General features: G+C 71.5%; 16 protein-coding genes. 9 read left to right on the forward strand and 7 right to left on the reverse strand.

Going from position 1 to position 18,633, the window contains the following annotated elements:
- The first annotated feature begins 283 nt into the window (after positions 1–283).
- The 4 genes from GUY59_RS05175 (at position 284) to GUY59_RS05190 (ending at position 5,026) form a co-directional block, all read left to right on the forward strand.
- Positions 284–907: a hypothetical protein gene (locus GUY59_RS05175; protein WP_161714412.1), complete on the forward strand. Its 624-nt coding sequence runs from the start codon at positions 284–286 to the stop codon at positions 905–907.
- A gap of 75 nt (positions 908–982) precedes the next feature.
- Positions 983–2,359, forward strand: a complete 1,377-nt coding sequence (locus GUY59_RS05180; RefSeq protein ID WP_138199071.1) for a DUF4331 domain-containing protein — start codon at positions 983–985, stop codon at positions 2,357–2,359.
- A 25-nt stretch (positions 2,360–2,384) separates the two neighbouring features.
- Positions 2,385–3,686: a tetratricopeptide repeat protein gene (locus tag GUY59_RS05185; RefSeq protein WP_138199072.1), complete on the forward strand. Its 1,302-nt coding sequence runs from the start codon at positions 2,385–2,387 to the stop codon at positions 3,684–3,686.
- The gene (locus GUY59_RS05190; protein ID WP_138199073.1) at positions 3,683–5,026 is read left to right on the forward strand and encodes a High-affinity nickel-transporter; all 1,344 of its coding nucleotides are present in this window, start codon (positions 3,683–3,685) and stop codon (positions 5,024–5,026) included. The genes GUY59_RS05185 and GUY59_RS05190 overlap by 4 nt, the downstream gene beginning before the upstream one ends.
- An 80-nt stretch (positions 5,027–5,106) precedes the next feature.
- Here the strand turns inward: GUY59_RS05190 and dgoD are convergent, their stop codons facing one another.
- The 6 genes from dgoD to GUY59_RS05215 form a co-directional block, all read right to left on the reverse strand.
- Complete coding sequence (gene dgoD / locus GUY59_RS05195) at positions 5,107–6,252, reverse strand: galactonate dehydratase (RefSeq protein WP_138199074.1); 1,146 nt, start codon at positions 6,250–6,252, stop codon at positions 5,107–5,109.
- A gap of 34 nt (positions 6,253–6,286) precedes the next feature.
- Positions 6,287–7,027 (reverse strand): SDR family NAD(P)-dependent oxidoreductase, encoded by a 741-nt coding sequence (locus tag GUY59_RS05200; protein WP_138199075.1) that lies wholly within the window; start codon positions 7,025–7,027, stop codon positions 6,287–6,289.
- Positions 7,024–7,857 carry a discoidin domain-containing protein gene (locus GUY59_RS48315; protein WP_330849135.1) on the reverse strand — a complete coding sequence of 278 codons (834 nt, stop codon included), beginning with the start codon at positions 7,855–7,857 and terminating at the stop codon, positions 7,024–7,026. Before GUY59_RS48315 ends, GUY59_RS05200 begins: the two co-directional genes overlap by 4 nt.
- A gap of 116 nt (positions 7,858–7,973) precedes the next feature.
- Complete coding sequence (locus tag GUY59_RS48320) at positions 7,974–8,654, reverse strand: hypothetical protein (RefSeq protein ID WP_236666862.1); 681 nt, start codon at positions 8,652–8,654, stop codon at positions 7,974–7,976.
- 9 nt (positions 8,655–8,663) lie between these two features.
- Positions 8,664–10,220 (reverse strand): alkaline phosphatase D family protein, encoded by a 1,557-nt coding sequence (locus GUY59_RS05210; RefSeq protein ID WP_201760528.1) that lies wholly within the window; start codon positions 10,218–10,220, stop codon positions 8,664–8,666.
- Positions 10,217–10,903 (reverse strand): FadR/GntR family transcriptional regulator, encoded by a 687-nt coding sequence (locus tag GUY59_RS05215; RefSeq protein WP_236666863.1) that lies wholly within the window; start codon positions 10,901–10,903, stop codon positions 10,217–10,219. Before GUY59_RS05215 ends, GUY59_RS05210 begins: the two co-directional genes overlap by 4 nt.
- Positions 10,904–10,974: 71 nt before the next feature.
- Between GUY59_RS05215 and GUY59_RS05220 the strand changes: the two genes are divergently transcribed.
- The 5 genes from GUY59_RS05220 to GUY59_RS05240 all read left to right on the forward strand — a co-directional run bounded on the left by GUY59_RS05220 (position 10,975) and on the right by GUY59_RS05240 (position 17,608).
- Positions 10,975–12,258, forward strand: a complete 1,284-nt coding sequence (locus GUY59_RS05220; protein ID WP_201760529.1) for an ABC transporter substrate-binding protein — start codon at positions 10,975–10,977, stop codon at positions 12,256–12,258.
- Positions 12,255–13,130 (forward strand): carbohydrate ABC transporter permease, encoded by an 876-nt coding sequence (locus GUY59_RS05225; RefSeq protein WP_132332220.1) that lies wholly within the window; start codon positions 12,255–12,257, stop codon positions 13,128–13,130. The genes GUY59_RS05220 and GUY59_RS05225 overlap by 4 nt, the downstream gene beginning before the upstream one ends.
- A complete protein-coding gene (locus tag GUY59_RS05230; RefSeq protein ID WP_161714413.1) occupies positions 13,127–13,963 on the forward strand; it encodes a carbohydrate ABC transporter permease in 837 nt (278 codons plus the stop codon). The genes GUY59_RS05225 and GUY59_RS05230 overlap by 4 nt, the downstream gene beginning before the upstream one ends.
- Positions 13,960–15,930 carry a beta-galactosidase gene (locus GUY59_RS05235; protein ID WP_161714414.1) on the forward strand — a complete coding sequence of 657 codons (1,971 nt, stop codon included), beginning with the start codon at positions 13,960–13,962 and terminating at the stop codon, positions 15,928–15,930. The genes GUY59_RS05230 and GUY59_RS05235 overlap by 4 nt, the downstream gene beginning before the upstream one ends.
- A 115-nt stretch (positions 15,931–16,045) precedes the next feature.
- The gene (locus GUY59_RS05240) at positions 16,046–17,608 is read left to right on the forward strand and encodes a carbohydrate-binding protein (RefSeq protein ID WP_442938956.1); all 1,563 of its coding nucleotides are present in this window, start codon (positions 16,046–16,048) and stop codon (positions 17,606–17,608) included.
- Positions 17,609–17,675: 67 nt separating this feature from the next.
- Here GUY59_RS05240 and GUY59_RS05245 read toward each other — a convergent pair whose 3' ends face one another.
- Positions 17,676–18,599 (reverse strand): LysR family transcriptional regulator, encoded by a 924-nt coding sequence (locus tag GUY59_RS05245; protein WP_138199080.1) that lies wholly within the window; start codon positions 18,597–18,599, stop codon positions 17,676–17,678.
- Positions 18,600–18,633 lie beyond the last annotated feature (34 nt).

The raw sequence follows: 18,633 nt of genomic DNA on the forward strand, positions 1-18,633 counted from the left end.
GCCCCACCCTTCCCGGCCATCGGAAACTGAGCCCACCACAAGGCGCCCTCACCACCGGGCGCCTTCTCCTTTTTACACCCCGCACAACCGGTCACGCCAAGCATTGTTTTGTGCATCCGTTTTACCGGTTCGAGCCTTTCGACGACTGCTTTATGTTCCCTTTACAAAGAGTGACATCTTCACTACGTTGGGCGAGTCATCGCAGGTCAGAGGCGTTCGATCGTCTCGTGACAACGAAAGGCCGACAGCCATGCGCGTTCTTTCCCGCATTACTCGAACACTAGTGATCGGCGCCGCGATAATCGCGGCGACGGCCACCCCCGCGGGGGCCGCTCCATTCCCCGGCGCGCCCGGCAGTCCGTCCATTCAGCCGCCGAGCGCCACGTGTTTCAAGTTCCCCTACTTCGGTCCGAAGGGGCACGCGAACTTCGATTTCGGCCAGGACATCGTCAGGCTCCTCGACGAGCGCGGCATCCGGGTGGAGGGTCTCGCCCCCATGCAGGCCAAGCCCGGTAACAGGGGCATCTACATGCCTATCGGGTGGAAGCAGGACCACATCGACCCGTGCAACGGCGTCTACTACCCCGGCGGGTTCGCCCTCAACGACGTCAGGAGCGGGCACAGGGCCGCCATCCACGACATCTACCTGCGCCCCGACGGCGCGCACGCTCAGGTCGAGATCGACGGCGAGCCCCAGGGCGAGCAACTGGTGGCCACCTACCGGCTGCCCGAGTTCGCCCCGTACGTCCCGACGCCGCGGCCGCTCGAAGGCGGCATCGGGCCCAAGCACTGGCCGTTCTACGTCAGCCCCTACCTCAGCCGGACCGTCAGGCAGCTCACCGGCATCCCGCTGAACGAGGGCGCCTACCTGGCCAACCTCGACGCGGTCGTCCAGTACGTGCCGTAGGGCGACGTCCCCTGACCTGAGATCCGCCCGGCCGTGCCCGCGGGCACGGCCGGGTACCAGCGAAACGAGAGACAGATGCGAGTGACCAGCGCGAGTAGCCGGTGGACGTGGGCCGCCGCCGGCGGCGCCGCCATAGCCATGCTGACGACCACGGTGCTGCTCGGCCCCTCGATGCGGCAGGGCACGGCGACCAGCCACTGGGACGCCCCCGCGACCACCCGGGACAAGCAGGTCGACGCGACCGACCTGTACGCCTTCACCAGCCCCGAACGCCAGGACACGGTCACGATCGTGGCCAACTACATCCCCTTCCAGGTGCCCAACAAGCCCTACCAGTTCGACACCGGCGCCCGCTACGAGGTGCACATCGACAACACCGGCACCGGCCGGGCCGCCGTCACCTACCGGTGGACGTTCACCACCAAGGGGCTGCCGGTGCCCTCCTTGGTCCGCAAGCACCAGGCCGGGCCGGCCGACGCCCTGGTCGAGCAGAGCTACACGCTGACCAGGCTGCGCGACGGCAAGTGGGAGACGCTCGTCCGGGACGGTTATGTCGCTCCCGCCGACATGGGCGCCCTGGCCACGCCCGACTATCCGGAGCTGCGCCGCAAGGCCGTGCGTGACCTGCCGGGAGGGGGCAAGGTCTTCACCGGCACGGCCGCCGACCCGTTCTACTCCGACAACCACGCGGTCAACCTGCTCAGGTTCGGGCTGCCGTTCTTCCCGGTCAAGACCGGCGTGCCGCTCAACGTCAGCTCGCTGGCCCTGCAGATCCCCAAGTCGGAGCTGGCGCTCGGCGGCGACCCCGCGGCCAACCCCGTCATCGGCGTCTGGACCACCGCCTCCCGCAGGTCCAGCGGCGTGCTCGGCTCGGGGCAGGCCGGCTTCAAGCAGGTCTCGCGGCTGGGCAACCCCAACTTCAACGAGGTCATCATTCCGCTGAAGCAGCGCGACCGCTTCAACACGCTGCGGCCCGACGGCGACGAGGGCGGCGGGCTGGTCGTGCCGTCCACGCTCGATCCCGACCAGGCCAAGGTCGTCGCGAAACAGGCCAAAGTCGCGGCGCCGCCGGCCCCGCGCAAGGACCTGGAGGCGATCTACCTCACCGGCCTGACCGCACGGGGCGACGGGCCGATCGACCGCGACCTCAACTCCCACCTGCTGAACCGGGACGTCTCGCGCATCGTCAAGGCGGAGGAGCTGCGCCTCAACATGAGCACGCCCGTCGCCGCCGAGCCGGACAAGTACGGCCTCCTCAAGGGCGACGAGCAGGGCTACCCCAACGGCCGCCGCCTCGTCGACGACGTCGTGACCGTCAACCTGCGCATGCTCCTGGGCGAGCCCGCGGGTCCCGGCGCTCCGGGTCTCATCGCCGAGGACAACCCGGCGTTCCTGTACAAACCCATCTCCGGCAGCTTCCCCTACCTGGCCCTGCCCGTCACCGCCGGCTGAGCCCACACCGAGGACACCCGATCAGATGAGTCGTGTACGGCGATCGTTGCCCCTGCTGGTATGCCTGCTGCTGGGGTGCGTGCTGCTGGCCCTGTACGCCCCCGGCGGCGCGCTGCGCCGGGACGAACCGCCTCCCCAACAGGCGGGGCGGTCGCCGTACGACCTGGCCGGGTCGATAGAGGACGCCCAGGACCGCCTGCACCGTCACCCGGACGACGCGGCGGCCTGGGCGGCCCTCGGCTTCCTGTATCTGGAACAGGCCCGCCGCACCGCCGACGGCGCCTACCACGCCAAGGCTCGGGGCGCGTTCGAACGTTCGATGCGCCTGCCCACGGGCGACGGTGAGCCGTACATCGACGCCGTGATCGGCATGGGCGCGCTGGCCAACGCCGGGCACGACTTCGCCGGCGCGGTCCGGTGGGCCGAACGAGCCCGTGAGGCCGCCCCCTACCGCTGGCCGCTGTACGGCGTGCTCACCGACGCCCACCTCGAACTCGGCCATTACCAGCAGGCCGAGAGCACGCTGCGGCACATGCTCGACGGCCGCCCCGACTTCGCCTCCTTCACCAGGGCCGCACGCCTGGAGCGGGTGCACGGGCGGCCGGGGCCCGCGCGCGAGCTGCTGCACCGCGCGTGCGAGATCGCCGGCGACCCCGCCGAGTACGCCTTCTGCCAAGGGCAACTCGGCGACCTGGCCTGGCACACCGGCGACCCGCGCGCCGCGCTCACCGCCTACGCCGAGGCGCTGGCCGCCGACCCCGGGCACGTGCCCTCGCAGGCGGGCAGGGCCCGCGCGCAGGCCGCGCTCGGCCACGTCGACCAGGCGCGGCGCGGCTACGCCTCCGTCGTCGCGAGGGCCCCGTCGTTCGTCGTCGAGTACGGCGAACTGCTCGAACACCTCGGCGACCGGGCCGGCGCCAGGCGTCAGTACGCCGTGTTCACCGCCCAGCACAAGCTCCTCGCCGCCGCCGGGAACGCCGACCACCTGGCCATGGGCACGTACGAAGCGGATCACGGCGATCCGGACACCGCGGTCCGGCACCTGCGGGCGGAGTGGAAACGGCGCCAGAGCATCGAGGTCGCCGACGCCCTGGGCTGGGCACTGCACCGGGCGGGCCGCCACGCCGAGGCCGCCACGTACGCCGCACGGGCGGAAAGGCTCGGCGGGCACCACGCGCTGTTCGCCTACCACCGCGGCGAGATCGAGCAGGCGCTCGGGCACACCGCCTCCGCCCGCGCCCACCTGACCAGGGCCCTGTCCCTCAACCCGCACTTCTCCCCGGCCGGGGCGGCGCGGGCGCGCGAGCTGCTGGCGGCGACGGCATGATCACTCCACTGGTCGCCCCTCTGGTGTCCGCGGCGCTGGCCGCGCATCCGCTGGGCAACTTCAGCGTCAACCACTACGACGGGCTGACGATCCACCGCGACCGGATCGAGCACGTCGCGATCGTGGACAGCGCCGAGATCCCGACCCTGCAAGACACGGTGCGGGGCTCCGTGGACGCCCACGCCCGTCGTGCCTGCGCGCGGCTGCGCGACACCGTCGAAGGCACGGTGGAGGGACGGCCGCTGGCCTGGCGGGTCACCGAGACGTCCTTCGCCTACCAGGCGGGGGCCGCGGGGCTGCGTACCAGCAGGCTGACGTGCCGCCTGAGCGCGCCTTTGCGGGTGGACCGGCCGCTCACCCTCACCTTCGCCAACGCCCACCGCGCCGGCACCGTGGGCTGGCGCGAGATCACGGCCCGGGGGGACGGCGTGCGGCTCAGCGCCTCAAGCGTGCCCGCGCACAGCGTGTCGGGCGAGTTGCGCGACTACCCCGCTGACCTGCTCAGATCCCCGCTCGACGTACGCCATGCGCGCGTCACGGTCGAGCCGGGCACCGGAGACGCCGGGACGTCCGTGACCGTGCCGGGCGTGGACATCGTCACCCGCTACACCGCTCTGCTGGCCGACCGGCTGAACACGCTGGTCGGCGCCGACCGGCTGACCGTGCCGCTCGGCATGCTGGCCCTGTTCCTGTCGCTGCTGCTCGGAGCCGTGCACGCGGCGATGCCCGGCCACGGCAAGACCGTCATGGCCGCCTACCTCGCCGGGCGGGACAGACGTTTGCGGGACACGGTCGCGGTCGCGGCCACGGTCACCGCCACCCATACGGCGGGGGTGCTGGTCCTGGGGGTGCTGGTCACGCTCACCGCGTCGTTCTCGGGGGAGGCGGTTCTGAGCTGGCTCGGAGTGGCCAGTGGGCTCATCATCGCCCTGATCGGCGCCGGCCTGCTCCGCTCCGCCCGCCGCCGCGACTCCACCCCCGGCCACGACCACGGCCATGGGCATGGGCATGAGCATGGGCACGGGCACGGGCGGCGGTCCGGTGGGGTGGTGGCGCTGGCCGTGGCCGGCGGGCTGGTGCCGAGCCCGTCCGCCCTGGTGGTCCTGCTCGGCGCGGTGGCGCTGGGACGTACCGTGTTCGGTGTCATGACCGTCGTCTGCTACGGGCTCGGCATGGCGCTGACGCTGCTGACCGCCGCGCTCGCCCTGCGCAAGCTGGGTGACCTCACCCTGCTGGGGCGGCTGCAGCGCCTGCGCCCGTACAGCGCCGCCATGACCGCCACACTCGTCCTGCTCGTCGGCACGGGCGTCACCCTGCGCGCGGTCGCCGCCCTGGTGTGAGCGTCCGCGCCGCCGGCGGGCGATACGGGAACGGCGGCGTGTCGATGTCCGGCACGTGACGACGGCCCGGCCACGACAGGTCACCATTCGGCGAGGCCGCCGTCGTCGCGGCGCCAGATGGGGGAACGCCAGCGGTGGCCGATCTCGGCCGCGCGTTCGACGGCCGCGGCGTCGATCTCGATGCCCAGGCCGGGGCCGGTCGGCAGCGGCACGTGCCCGTCGGCGTACCTGAACACCGACGGGTCCACCAGGTAGTCGAGCAGGTCGGCGGGCTCGTTGTAGTGCAGGCCGAGGCTCTGCTCCTGGATGAGCAGGTTCGGGGTGGCGAAGCCGGTCTGCAGGCTGGCGGCCAGGGCGATCGGGCCGAGCGGGCAGTGCGGGGCGACAGCGGCGCCGTAGACCTCGGCCAGGGCGGCGATGCGCCGGATTTCCGAGATGCCGCCCGCGTGTGAGACGTCCGGCTGGGCGACCGCGATGCCCGCCTCCAGCGCGGGGCGGAACTCCCACCGCGAGTACAGCCGCTCTCCCGCCGCGATCGGGATGCTGGTGGCCGAGGTGACCGCGGCGAGCTCGGCAGTGAGCTCCGGCACGACGGGCTCCTCCACGAAGAACGGCAGGTACGGCTCCAGCAGGGGCAACACCCTGCGTGCCATGGGCAGGCTCAGCCGTCCGTGGAAGTCCAGCGCGATGTCCACCTCGTCACCGACCGCGGCGCGCACCGACGCGAGCCGGTCCACGATGGCCTTGACGGAGGCCGCCGTGTCGATGGCGCGCAGGATGCCCGCGGCGTTCATCTTCAGTGCGGTGAACCCGCCCTCCACCAGCCCCACCGCCGCGTCGGACGCCTCGGCGGGCGAATCGCCGCCCACCCAGCCGTACACGCGGACGCGCTCTCTGACGGGCCCGCCGAGCAGCCGGTGCACCGGCACGCCGTAGGCCTTGCCGGCGATGTCCCACAGCGCCTGGTCGATGCCGGCGACCGCGCTGGACAACACCGGCCCGCCCCGGTAGAAGCCGCCCTTGGTGAGCACCTGCCAGTGGTCCTCGATGCGCAGCGGATCGGCGCCCACCAGGTGGTCGGACAGTTCAGCGACGGCGGCGGCCACCGTGGCCGCCCTGCCCTCGATGACCGGCTCGCCCCAGCCGGTGATCCCCTCGTCGGTGTCGACGCGCAGGAACAACCAGCGGGGCGCCACCAGGTAGGTCGTGAGCGAGACGATGCGCATGAGTTCCTTTTCGATCAGTTGCGGTTCGGCGGGTTCAGTCGGAGTCCTTCGTGACGCTCCAGCCGCCGTCGACGGTCAGCGAGGCGCCGGTGATGAACGACGCCTCGCCGCTGGCGAGGAACGCTATGGCGGCGGCCACCTCGTCGGGGCTGCCGAGCCGGCCGGCCGCCGTGGCGCGGGCGGAGCGCTCCCGGCCGGCCTCGTCGATGCCGTCCCACGCCCCGGTCAGGATGGGGCCGGGCACCACCGCGTTGGCGCGTACCTCGGGGCCGTACTCCACGGCGAGCTGCCTGGTCAGCGAGAGCAGTCCGCCCTTGGACGCGGCGTAGGCCGGGCGGCCGGGGAGGCCGAATCCGGCGTGCACGCTGGAGACCGCCACGAGGGCTCCGCGTGCCTGCCGCAACTCGCCGATGAACGTGCGCGCGCCGAGGTAGAACCCGCCGAGGTTGACCGCGAGCTGGGCGTTCCAGTCGTCCGGCCCCACCTGGTCGGCGGGTCCCTGCCGCAGCAGGTACGCGTTGCCGACGAGCACGTCCAGCCGCCCGAACCTGTCGAGGACCAGCGTGCGCAGGTCGTTCCATGCCTGCGGCGAGGCCACGTCGCAGGCGGCGTACACGGCCTCGGGGACGGAGTCGGCCACCTGCCTGCCCGCCGCCTCGTCGATGTCGGCGACGACCACCGAGGCTCCTTCCGACGCCAGCCGGCGAACCGTGGCGGCGCCGATGCCCCGCGCGCCACCCGTGACGACGGCCGTCCGTCCCGCGAACCTGGTCATCGGACGCTCACCTCCGCCGCCGACAGATAGGGTCCGCCGCTGGCCCGGGTGCCCTCCAGACGCACGTAGCGGGCGTCCGCGGCCTCGAACGAGGCGGTCTTGAGCCGGGCGTCGGCCGCCCACGAGCCGTCGGCGACCTCGGTGAAGGTCTGGCCGTCCGTGCTGAGGTACACCTTGTAGTCGAGGATCGTGCCGTTGAGGTTGCCGTCGAACCTCGGCTGGTAGTCCACGGCGCTGATCCGCTTGGTGTCGCCCAGGTTGAGAGTGATCGACTGGGGCAGCGGGTGCGGCGGCTGATACTCGGAGTGCCAGTGGGTCGCGATGTCGTCGTCCACCGCGAGTTCGGGGCCGAAGCCCGCATGGAAGCTGCTCGCGTACGCCTTCGGCTCGACGCACTCCTCGGTGACGGTGACCGGGATCTCCTGCTCGGTCGAGCCGATCGTCACGGTGACGCGGTGCTCGCCGGGCTCGGTGTCCCTGGGCGCGGTGACGGTCACGACGACGTTCGCGGCCTGGCCGGCGGGCACGTCGAGGGTGGCCTGCTCGGGTGCGGCGGTGAGCGGCTCGGGCGCGGTGACGCGGACCGGCCGGGACAGCGGCGCTCCGGAGTTGTTGACGACCCTGGCCATCACGCCGGTGGTGCGCACGGCCAGCTCGCAGTGATCCAGCGCGAGCTTCGCCGGGATTACCGACTGCTGCTCGTCGCGGGCGGCGCCGAGCAGCGCCCACCCGAACGGCTCGTCGGCGTAGTACGCGTCCCGGCAGTCCCGATCCGCGGCGTGCGAGCGTCCGGCGTCGAAGGCCGCCTTGCAGTCCGAGACGTCCGGCATGTCGGTGTCGATCGCGGCTTTCAGCACGTCACCCCTGGCGAAGACGTACCCGCTGTGCGGGCGTGCCTGCGCGTCGCCGCGTTCGAAGTAGGCGTCGGTGTAGGCCCGTGGCCCGGTCAGATCCGCCCAGAACGCCTGCGGCTCGCACCCGATGGTCTGGTCCTGCGCGGGCACGGCGCAGCGCCCGGCGCGGAAGTCGCCGCCGAGCACGGTGACGCCGTCCTCGCGGGCGAAACGATCGGCGAGCCAGGCCGCGGCCGGCGCCGGATCGCCGCCGGGGTGCGCGGCGACCAGCGGTACGCGCAGCGTGCCGTCCCGCCGGGCGGCCACCACGTAGGCCTGGTCCTCGTCCTGCACCCGTTCGAAGCCGCCGCGCGCGGCGGCTTCGCGGTCATCGTCCGGGTGTTCAGGATGATCGCGTTCTGTCTGACCGCGCCGTCGGGCAGGAAGGCTGAGCGCTCACCCGCCACCTCGGCCCGGTAGCGCTGCCCGGTGGCCCGGCTCAGCGCGTGCGCCAGATGCCGGGCGCCGGGGCCGAGGACCTCGGTGAGCAGCAGGGCGTCCGGCGCCGCCGGCGCCTTCTCGGCCAACCGCCTGGCGAAGTTGTCCAGGTCGCGGGTGTCGCGGGCGTCCGCCTGGCGTACGGAGTCCTGGAGGTTGGCCTGCACCACCAGCACCTGGCCCGCCGGCGTGGCGGGCAGGCGTGCGGAGACGGATCCCGCGGCGGACGCGGCGGGCGTCGTGAACAGGCCCGAGCAGATCGCCACCGCTGCGGCGGCGTGGTACGTCCTTCTCATGATCCTGCCTCACATGTCCTGCAGGGCCGGGCGGCCGGATTCGACGACGAACGACCTGCGCACCGACGCGGCACCGCCGGCCGTGGTGACCTTGTCCACCACCACGTAGTCGGTGGTCAGCGTGTCGGCGTCGGCCCGGCAGCGCACGTATCCGCGCTGGTTGTTGAAGAACTTCAGGTGCGGGTTGGCCGCCAGCCACTCCTGGCCTCCCGGCGTGCTGTCGGAGCCGTCGCCGCCGGAGGTGATCGAGGTGCCCACGAACTCCACGCCCACGCTCGGCGAGTCCGGGTCGGCGAAGTCGGCCTTGAGCTCCGCGGCGCAGTTGACGTGGGCGTCGCCGGTGAGCACCACCGGGTTGGACACGCGGCGCTCGCCGATGCCGGCCCAGAGCCGGGCGCGCGCGGCCGCGTAGCCGTCCCAGGTGTCGGGGTTGAGCTGCTGCAGCCCCGGGTCGGTGAGCCGGTCGAGCTGGAACATCATGACCTGGTTGGCCAGCAGGTTCCAGGTGCTCGACGAGTCGGCGAGCTCCTTGAGCAGCCAGCGTTCCTGCTCTTCCCCCAGCATGGTGCGGGACGGGTCGAGCCGCGCCCCGATGTCGATGGGGCTGCGGAACTGCCGCGCGTCCAGCACGAAGAAGTTCGCCAGCCGCCCGTAGCCGACCCGGTGGTGCATCGCCATGTCGGGCCCGACCGGCAGCGCGGAGGGACGCATCGGGTTGTTCTCGTAGAAGGCGCGGAACGCGGCGGCGCGGCGGCGCAGGAAGTTCTCCGGGGTCGCGCCGGTGGGCGACCGGTCGGCGCCCCAGTTGTCCTCCACGTCGTGGTCGTCGAGCGTGAACAGCCAGGGGGCGGCGGCGCGGGCGGCCTGCAGGTCGGTGTCGGTGCCGACGAGCGAGTGCCGCAGCCGGTACTGCGAGAGGGTCTGTACGAGCTCGCCGTGCGCGGGCGACAGGGGCGTGCCGCGGGCGCCTCCGGTGGCGGCGACGCCGTTCTCGTAGATGTAGTCGCCCAGGTGCGCGACGAGGTCGAGGTCCTGGCCGGACAGGTCGCGGTACGCCGTGTAGAAGCCGATGTCCCAGGCCTGGCAGGAGGCGAAGGCGAAGCTCACCGGCACGGCCCGGCGGGGATCCGGCGCGGTCTTGGTGCGGCCGACCGGGCTGTCGTCGGAGCCGACGGTGAACCGGTACCAGTACACGCGGCCGGGGCGCAGCCCCCGCACCTCCACGTGCACGGCGTGCGCCAGCTCGGGGCGGGCCGTTGCCACGCCCCTGCGGACGACCTTGCGCATCCCGTCGTCCTCGGCGACCTCCCAGCGCACCGGCACCGGGCTGCGCGGCATGCCGCCGAGCCCGTCGTCGGCGAGCGGTTGAGGGGCGAGCCTGGTCCACAACACCACGCCGTCGGGGCGGGGGTCGCCGGAGGCGACGCCGAGGGTGAACGGCGAGGAGGGCAGGGCGGGTGAGGAGTCGGTCCAGCCGCCGGGCACCTGGGCGACGGCGGCCAGCCCGGCGAGCCCTGCGGCGTAGGCGAGCATGCGCCGCCTGGACGTCATGTGGGGGGTGGTCATATTGCGGCTTCGTCCTTTCCGGCCTGCGCGAGCAGGTCTCGCATGGCGGATTCGGCGGCGTCGGGATCGGCGCGGCGTACCGCGTCCAGGACCGCCCTGTGAGTGGCGGCGAACCCGGTACGCTCACCGCCGGCGTGCACCAGGCGGTCCCGCGCGTACAACGCGGCGGCGATCACCACCTGGAGGCAGTCGAGCACTTCGTTGCGGGCGGCGGCGAGCAGGGCGCGGTGGAAGGCGATGTCGGCCTCGGTGTGCGTGACGGGGTCGGAGACGGTGTCGGCCATGCGGGCCAGTGCCGTTTCCAGGACCTCCAGGTCCTCGTCGGTGCGGCGCTGCGCGGCCAGGCGTGCGCCGGCCGGCTCCACCACGGCCCGGACCTCGGCGAGGTCGCGGAGCATTCCCTCGTCACCGCGCTGGGTGAACCGCCACCGCAGGACGTCCGGATCGAGCATCGACCACTCGGCGCGCGGCCTGACGAACGTGCCGCGCTTGGGCCGCGCGTCCACCAGCCCCTTGGCCGCGAGGGTTTTCAGCGCCTCGCGCATGACCGTGTGGCTGACGCCGTAATGCCTGGCCAGGGCGGTCGGGTCGAGGGTTCCGCCGGCATCGGGATCGCCTCCGAGAATGCGCCGGCCCAGATCCTCGACGACCTCACCGTGCATCCCGCGCCGTGGATAGCTCAAGGCCGCACATCCCTTCCGATCTCCCTGTGAAGATGATAAAAGCATATTTTATGGTTATTTGGCCACGCCGCTTGGGATCCCCCCTCCTCAGCCTGGCCGCGGCGGCGATGCTGCTCGTGAGCGCCTGTGGGGGCGGCGCCGACACGACCGGGCGGGATCCCGTCCAGCTCACCTTCTGGGCGTGGGTTCCGGGGATGGACAAAGCCGTCGAGTTGTTCAACCGCACCCATGACGACGTCCAGGTCAGACTGGACAACATCCCGCCAGGACCGGAGGGCGGGTACGCGAAGATCCACGCTGCCGTGCTGGCCGGCGACGCACCCTGCCTGGCCCAGATGGAGTTCCAGGAACTGCCGTCGTTCCTGCTCAACGCCGAGTTGACGGACCTGAACCCCTACCTCACCGACGCCGACCGGGCCGGCTTCCAGCAGAACACCTGGGACCTGGTGACGTACGAGGGCGGCACCTACGCCGTGCCGCAGGCGACCGGCCCGATGGCCCTCTACTACCGGGCCGACCTGTTCGACAAGTGGGGCATCGAGGTACCCACGACCTGGGCGGAGTATCGCGAGGCGGCCGCCAAGGTCCGCGCGGCCGACCCCGACGCCTACGTCACGAACTTCCCCGCCAACGACGCCTCGCCCTTCATCAGCCTGGCCTGGCAGGCCGGCACGCCGTGGTTCGACACCCGCGGCGGCGTCTGGAACGCCAAGATGACCAGCCCGGAGACGCTGAAGGTGGCCGACTACTGGCAAGGCATGATCAAGGACGGGCTCGTCAAGGTAGGCCCGCACTTCGCGCCGGGCTGGTACAAGGACCTCGCGTCCGGCAACCTCGTGGCGATCCCCCTCGCCCAGTGGGGTGAGGCCATCCTCGCGGCCAACGCGCCGGACACCGCCGGCAAGTGGCGGGCCGCGCCGCTGCCCCAGTGGGAGGCGGGCGGCAAAGCCTCCGCCAGCAACGGCGGCTCGTCCACCGCGCTGCTGCGCGGCTGCGAGCATCCCCGCGAGGCCGCCGAGTTCGCCTTGTGGATCAACCGCGACCCGGGCAGCGTCGCGATGCTGATCGAGAGCGGCTACGGCTGGCCCGCCGCGCTCGACGGCATGTCCAGCCCGTCGCTGACCAAGCCCTCCGCGTTCCTCGGCGGGCAGCGTACCGACAAGCTGTTCACCGAGGCGTCCAACCAGGTGCCGCGCGGCTGGGTGTGGTGGCCCGGCTACGACGAGACCCGGCAGACGCTCAACGACAGCTTTCCGCGGGCCCTCGCCGGTGAGGGCACCTTTTCCGGCGCGCTGCGGGCGGCGCAGACGCAGGTGGTCGAGCAACTGAGGGAGAAAGGGCTGAAGGCCCAATGAGGAAACGCACCGCCGCGGTCTTCCTGGCGCCGTTCGTGCTGCTGTTCGCCGGGTTCTTCGTCGCACCCATCCTGTACGCGCTGGCGCAGAGCTTCACCGCCGTCGAGCGCTCCGGCCTGCTCGGGCTGCACGGCCAGAGCACGCGCTTCGCCGGCCTGGCGAACTACGGCAAGGCGCTGTCCGACCCGGGATTCGTGGAGAGCCTCGGCCGCATCCTGCTCTACGCGGCGATCATGGTGCCGCTGATGGTGGTCGGCTCCACGGTGCTGGCGCTGATCCTGGAGGCCGGCATGGCGCGCTGGCCGCGGTTCTTCCGCACCAGCTTCTTCCTGCCGTACGGCATCCCCGGCGTGATCGCCTCGATCATGTGGGGCTTCCTGTACGCGCCGGGCACCTCACCGTTCACCCCCGTGTTCGCCGCGTTCGGCATCGAGACCGACCTGCTGGGGCCGGGCACCGTGTTCTGGTCCATCATGAACATCGTGGTGTGGCTGTTCGTCGGCTACAACATGCTGGTCGTGGTGGCGCAACTGCAGTCGATCCCGCGCACGCTGTACGAAGCGGCCAGGATCGACGGCGCCGGACGCTGGGGCGTCGCCTGGCGGATCCAGATCCCGCTGCTCCGCCCCGCGCTGGTGCTGATCACCGTGTTCACCATCATCGGCTCGCTGCAACTGTTCAACGAGCCGCTGGTCCTGCTCCAGCTGTCCAGCGGCATCTCCACCACCTACACGCCCACGCTGACCGCCTACCACGACGCGTTCAACAGCAACGACATGGCGCTGGCCGCCGCCGAATCGATCATCCTGGCGCTGGTGACAGCCGTGCTGTCCTTCGGGTTCCTGCGCTTCGTGGGAAGGGGACGCCGATGAGGACGGTCGGCCTGCGCTGGCTAACCACCGTTCTGCTGCTGGTGCTCGCGGCGTACTTCCTGCTGCCGCTGTACTGGCTGATCGTGGCGGCCACCAAGAACACCGGCGACCTGATCAACTCCAGCCCGCTGTGGTTCGCCAACCCGCAGTTGTGGACCAACCTCGGCGACCTGTTCGCCTTCGGCGACGGCATCTACCTGCGGTGGATCCTCAACTCGGTGATCTACTCAGGGCTGGGCGCGGCCGGCGCCACGCTCATCGCCGCGTGCGCCGGCTACGCGATGGCCAAGTGCGAGTTCCGCGGCAGGGAGGCGCTGTTCAACGTCATCCTCGCCGGGGTGCTGCTGCCGACCACCGCCATCGGCCTGCCGCTGTTCCTGCTGATGTCCGACGCCGGCCTGGCCAACACCTACTGGGCGGTCCTGCTGCCCAGCCTGGTCAGCCCGTTCGGGGTCTACCTGTCGCGGGTGTACGCGGCCACGGTGCCGGACGACGTGCTGGACGCCGCCAGGGCGGACGGCGCCGGCGAATGGCGGATCTTCCTCACCATCGCCCTGAAAATCATGTCTCCGGCGATGGTGACGATCTTCCTGTTCCAGTTCATCGGGATCTGGAACAACTACTTCCTGCCGCTGGTGATGTTGTCGGACACCAGCCTCTACCCGCTCACCCTCGGCCTCACCAGCTGGCAGGGCTTCGCCGACCGGGAGCCGATCCTCCAGACGCTGGTGGTGGTCGGCTCGTTCGTGTCGGTCATCCCCCTGATCGTGTTGTCGGGGGCCCTCCAGCGGTTCTGGCGGGCCGGTCTGACCGAAGGGAGCGTACGCGAGTGATCCTCTACGGCGGGGACTACAACCCCGAGCAGTGGCCGCGCGAGGTCTGGGCGGAGGACGCGAAGCTGATGCGCCACGCCGGCGTCAATTTCGTGACGCTCGGCATCTTCGCCTGGGCACAGGTCGAGCCCGTCCCGGGCGACTACCGGTTCGCGTGGCTCGACGAGGTCATGGACCTGCTGCACGAGAACGGCGTGGCGGTGTGCCTGGCCACGATGACCGCCTCCCCGCCGCCGTGGCTGGGCCACCGCAACCCGGAGTCGCTGCCGGTCGACGACGGCGGCGTACGCCTGAGCTACGGGTCGCGCTGCCACATCTGCCCGTCGTCCACCGCCTACCGGGAGGCGGCGCGGGCCCTGGTCACCGAGCTCGTCCGGCGGTACGCGGACCACCCGGCGCTGGCCGCCTGGCACATCGGCAACGAGTACGGCTGCCAGGTGCCCAAGTGCTACTGCGACCTGTGCGCCGAGGCCTTCCGCGGCTGGCTGCGGCGCCGGTACGACACCCTCGACGGGCTCAACGAGGCGTGGACCACGACCTTCTGGAGCCAGCGTTACTCCGCCTGGGAGGAGATCCTCCCGCCCCGCCGCACCACCGGCATCCCCAACCCGGCGCACACGCTGGACTTCACCGCGTTCTGCTCCGACGCGCTGCTGGACTGCTACCGGCTCGAAGCCGACGTGGTACGCCAGGCCGCTCCGGGCGTCCCGGTCACCACCAACCTGTGCAACGTCGCCCCCACCACCGACTACCCGGCCTGGGCGGCGGAGATGGACGTGGTCAGCGGGGACTGCTATCCCGACCAGCGGGAGCCTGAGCCGCAGCTGCAGAGCGCGCTGTTCTTCGACGTGTGGCGCGGGCTCGGTGACGGCCGGCCGTGGTGGCTGCTGGAGCAGGCCACCTCCGCGGTCAACTGGATGGGCACCAACCCGGCCAAGAAGCCCGGCGGCATGCGGCTGGACAGCCTGCAGGCGGTGGCCCGAGGCGCGGACGCCGTGGTGTTCTTCCAGTGGCGGGCCTCACGGGGCGGCGCGGAGAAGTTCCACTCCGCCATGGTCCCGCACGCGGGTCCCGATCATCCGCTGCACCAGGCGGTCCGCGACCTCGGCGCCGACCTGCGGTCGCTGGGCGCGGTCGAGGGATCGCGGGTTCGGGCCGAGACGGCGCTCGTGCTGGACTGGCGCAACTGGTGGGCGGTCGAGCAGGAGTCGCACCCGAGTGACCGGATCCGCATGATGGACCGGCTGCGCGACCACTACGACCCGCTGTGGCGGCTCGGCGTCACCACCGACGTGGTGCGGTCCACCTCCGATCTGAGCGGCTACCGGCTGGTGGTGGTGCCCAACCTCTACCTGCTCACGGCGGAGGCGGCGGCGAACCTGGCCGCGTACGTCGAGCGGGGCGGGCACCTGGTGGTGTCGTTCTTCTCCGGCATCGTCGACGAGAACGACCGGGTGTGGCTGGGCGGATATCCGGGGCCGCTGCGCGAACTGCTCGGCCTGTCGATCACCGAGTTCGACCCGCTGCACACGGGGGCGACCGTCCCGATCACCTTGGACGGCGCCGATTCGCGGGCCACGCTGTGGTCGGAGCGCATCACGCTGGAGGGCGCCGAGGCGGTGGCCTCGTTCGGCGACGGCGGCCCGGCCGTCACCCGGCACGCCTACGGCGAAGGCGTCGCCTGGTATCTCGGCACCCGGCCGGACCCCGCGGTGATGCGGGAGCTGACTCGCCGCATCGCCGCCGAGGCCGGCGTGACGCTGCCCGGGCTGCCGGAGGGCGTGGAGGCGGTCACCCGGGCCGGCGCGGACGGCGTACGTCATGTGTTCCTGCTCAACCACACCTTCGAGGAACGCCGCGTGCCGGTCCCGGACGGCGGGAGCGTGCTGCTCGACGGCGAGCGGTCCGGCGGCGTGCTCGTCCTGCCGCCTCGCGGGGCCGCCGTGCTGAGGCAGGCCGGAGGGTAGCCCGGGCGCCGGATGAAAGTTTCAGCGATGGTTGACGAGGGGAAAGCGCTTTCCTACCGTGGCATCCGTTCACGCTCTGCCCGGGCAAGGACGCAGTACCGACCATTGGAGAGACATGATGCGCCTGACATCCGTCCTCGCCTGCACCGGCCTGTTAGCCGGCACGCTCGCCGTCGCGCAACCAGCACACGCCGCACCCACCCGCTACGAGGCCGAGACCTCGCCCGCCGTCTGCAACGGCAGCATCGACAGCGACCACTCCGGATATTCGGGAAGCGCATTCTGCAACGGCGACAACAGCACCGGCGGCTACGCCCAGTTCACCGTCAACGCCGCCACAGCCGGTACCACCACCCTCGCCATTCGCCACGCCAACGGCACCACGAGCGGCCGCCCCGCCGGCCTGATCGTCAACGGCGCCACCACCCAGACCGTCCCGTTCTCGGCCACCGGCGCCTGGACCACCTGGACCACCACGACCCTGACCGTGCCACTGAACGCCGGAAGCAACACCATCCGGCTCAGCCCCACCACCTCGAACGGCCTGCCCAACATCGACTACATCGACGTGGAAGCGGGCGGAACGACGCAGCCCCCCGCCGACACGTTGTACGTGGCCCCGGACGGCGGCGACGGCGCGGCCGGAACGGAGTCGGACCCGACGACCCTCACCTCCGCGATCTCCCGCGTCGCCTCCGGCGGGACGATCTACATGCGCGGCGGCACCTACCGGTTCTCGCAGACGGTCACCATACCGCCGGGCAACGACGGCACCTCGGGCGACCGCACGGAACTGTTCGCCTATCCCGGTGAGACGCCGGTACTGAACTTCTCGGCCCAGAGCGAGGACTCGGCGAACCGCGGGCTTGCCGTGGGCGGGTCGTTCTGGCACATCCACGGCATCGTCGTCGAGCGCGCCGGTGACAACGGCATCCTCCTCGCCGGCAACAACAACATCATCGAGCGCACGGTGACACGCTTCAACCGCGACTCGGGCCTGCAGCTGTCGCGGCTGGTCGCCGGGGCGCCCGCGGACCAGTGGCCCTCCGGCAACCTCGTCCTGAGCACGGTGTCACACGACAACGCCGACTCCGACGGCGAGGACGCCGACGGCTTCGCCCCGAAGCTCACCGTCGGCCCCGGCAACGTCTTCCGCTACACCGTGTCCCACAACAACATCGACGACGGCTACGACCTGTTCACCAAGGACGACACCGGACCCATCGGCGCGGTGACCATCGAGGACTCCCTCGCCTACGACAACGGCACCCTGAGCGACGGCAGCCAGGCGGGCAACGGTGACCGCAACGGCTACAAGCTCGGCGGCGAGGACATCGGGGTCGACCACGTCATCCGGCGCAACATCGCCTACGAGAACGGCAAGCACGGGTTCACCTACAACCGCAACCTCGGCAGGATGACCGTGTCGGGCAACGTCAGCATCGGCAACGAGGAACGCAACTTCAACTTCGACGGCGGCTACTCGGTATTCCGCGACAACACCTCGTGCGACAGCGGGTCGAACGACCGGATCATCGGTGACGCCGACGGCTCGAACCAGTTCTGGTCCGGCTCGAACGGGTCCCGCTGCTCGTCCTACAGCGGCTCGCTGAGCTGGTCGTTCGCCTCGGACGGCCGTCTCGTCGTGACCTTCGGCGGCAGGCAGGTGACGCCCTAGCAAGACTCACCGCCTGGTCCCCGGGCCGGCCGCGCCGTCCGCGGCCGGTCACGGGGAGGCCAGGCCCTCATCCGGCCCGCTGCCCGGCCAGCCACTCGTCCGCGGCTTCCCGCAGGGCGGCCAGGCCGCGGGCGATGACGCCCTGCTCGGCGCTGCCCCGCCGGAAACACGCGATCAGTTTCCGGGTGGGCACGCCGTCGCCGGTGAGCGGCACCCGGCGTACGGGGAGGCCGGCGGGCAACGGGGCCAGCCGGGGCATCAGGCAGACGCCGTGCCCGTGCGCCACGAGGGAGGCGATGGCGAACCAGTCGACCGCGCTGTGCCGGACGTGCGGGGTGAAGCCGGCCGCCGACGCCGCCTGCAGCAACAGCCGGTGCTGGTCGCGCGGATCACCTGCCTGGATCCACATCTCGCGGGCGGCGTCGGACAACTCGGCTGAAGGACGCCGGGCGAGCGCGTGGTGCTCCGGAACCAGCAGGTCCTGGGGTTCTTCGAGCAGCAGGCGCTGGTCGAAGCGCGGGTCGCCGGGCGGCGGCGTGTCCTGGGTGAGGATGCCGACGACGATGTCGACCTGATCGGCGAGCAGCAGGGTGAAGCGGTCCTCCGCCAGGTCTTCGCCGAGGTCGAACGTGATGTGCGGGTGCCTGGTGCGCAACCTGGCCATCCCGGGGGCCATGATCGCGGCCACCGCGGTCGCCACGCCGGTGATGCGCAGGTGGCCCGCCTCTCCCGTGCGGTAGGCGTCGAGGGCGGCGTCGGCCTCCTCCCACTGGCTGCTCAACGTCTCCGCGTACCGGATCAGCGCCAGGGCGGCGGGGGTCAGGCGTACGCGGCGGCCCTCCGGCTGCAGGAGCGGCACCCGCAGCTCGTCGGCGAGCAGCCGGAGTTGCTGCGACACGGCGGAGGGGGTGAGATGCAGCCTGGCCGCGGCGGCGGTGACCGTGCCCTCGGCGTGCAGGACGCGAAGCGTCCTGAGACGGTGGTCGATCACCCGGTCCCCCAGAGATTGTGTAGCTACATCGAAC

The sequence above is a fragment of the Nonomuraea sp. K271 genome, assembly GCF_009908215.1.
Taxonomy (GTDB): domain Bacteria; phylum Actinomycetota; class Actinomycetes; order Streptosporangiales; family Streptosporangiaceae; genus Nonomuraea; species Nonomuraea longispora.

Coding starts and splice junctions, on each gene's coding strand:
- GUY59_RS05200 (WP_138199075.1), bottom strand. CDS start 7,027: ATGACCAGGTTCGCGGGACGGACGGCCGTCGTCACGGGTGGCGCGCGG.
- GUY59_RS05190 (WP_138199073.1), top strand. CDS start 3,683: ATGATCACTCCACTGGTCGCCCCTCTGGTGTCCGCGGCGCTGGCCGCG.
- GUY59_RS05240 (WP_442938956.1), top strand. CDS start 16,046: ATGATGCGCCTGACATCCGTCCTCGCCTGCACCGGCCTGTTAGCCGGC.
- GUY59_RS05210 (WP_201760528.1), bottom strand. CDS start 10,220: ATGACCACCCCCCACATGACGTCCAGGCGGCGCATGCTCGCCTACGCC.
- GUY59_RS48315 (WP_330849135.1), bottom strand. CDS start 7,857: ATGCCGGACGTCTCGGACTGCAAGGCGGCCTTCGACGCCGGACGCTCG.
- GUY59_RS05185 (WP_138199072.1), top strand. CDS start 2,385: ATGAGTCGTGTACGGCGATCGTTGCCCCTGCTGGTATGCCTGCTGCTG.
- GUY59_RS05225 (WP_132332220.1), top strand. CDS start 12,255: ATGAGGAAACGCACCGCCGCGGTCTTCCTGGCGCCGTTCGTGCTGCTG.
- GUY59_RS48320 (WP_236666862.1), bottom strand. CDS start 8,654: ATGAGAAGGACGTACCACGCCGCCGCAGCGGTGGCGATCTGCTCGGGC.
- dgoD (WP_138199074.1), bottom strand. CDS start 6,252: ATGCGCATCGTCTCGCTCACGACCTACCTGGTGGCGCCCCGCTGGTTG.
- GUY59_RS05230 (WP_161714413.1), top strand. CDS start 13,127: ATGAGGACGGTCGGCCTGCGCTGGCTAACCACCGTTCTGCTGCTGGTG.
- GUY59_RS05180 (WP_138199071.1), top strand. CDS start 983: ATGCGAGTGACCAGCGCGAGTAGCCGGTGGACGTGGGCCGCCGCCGGC.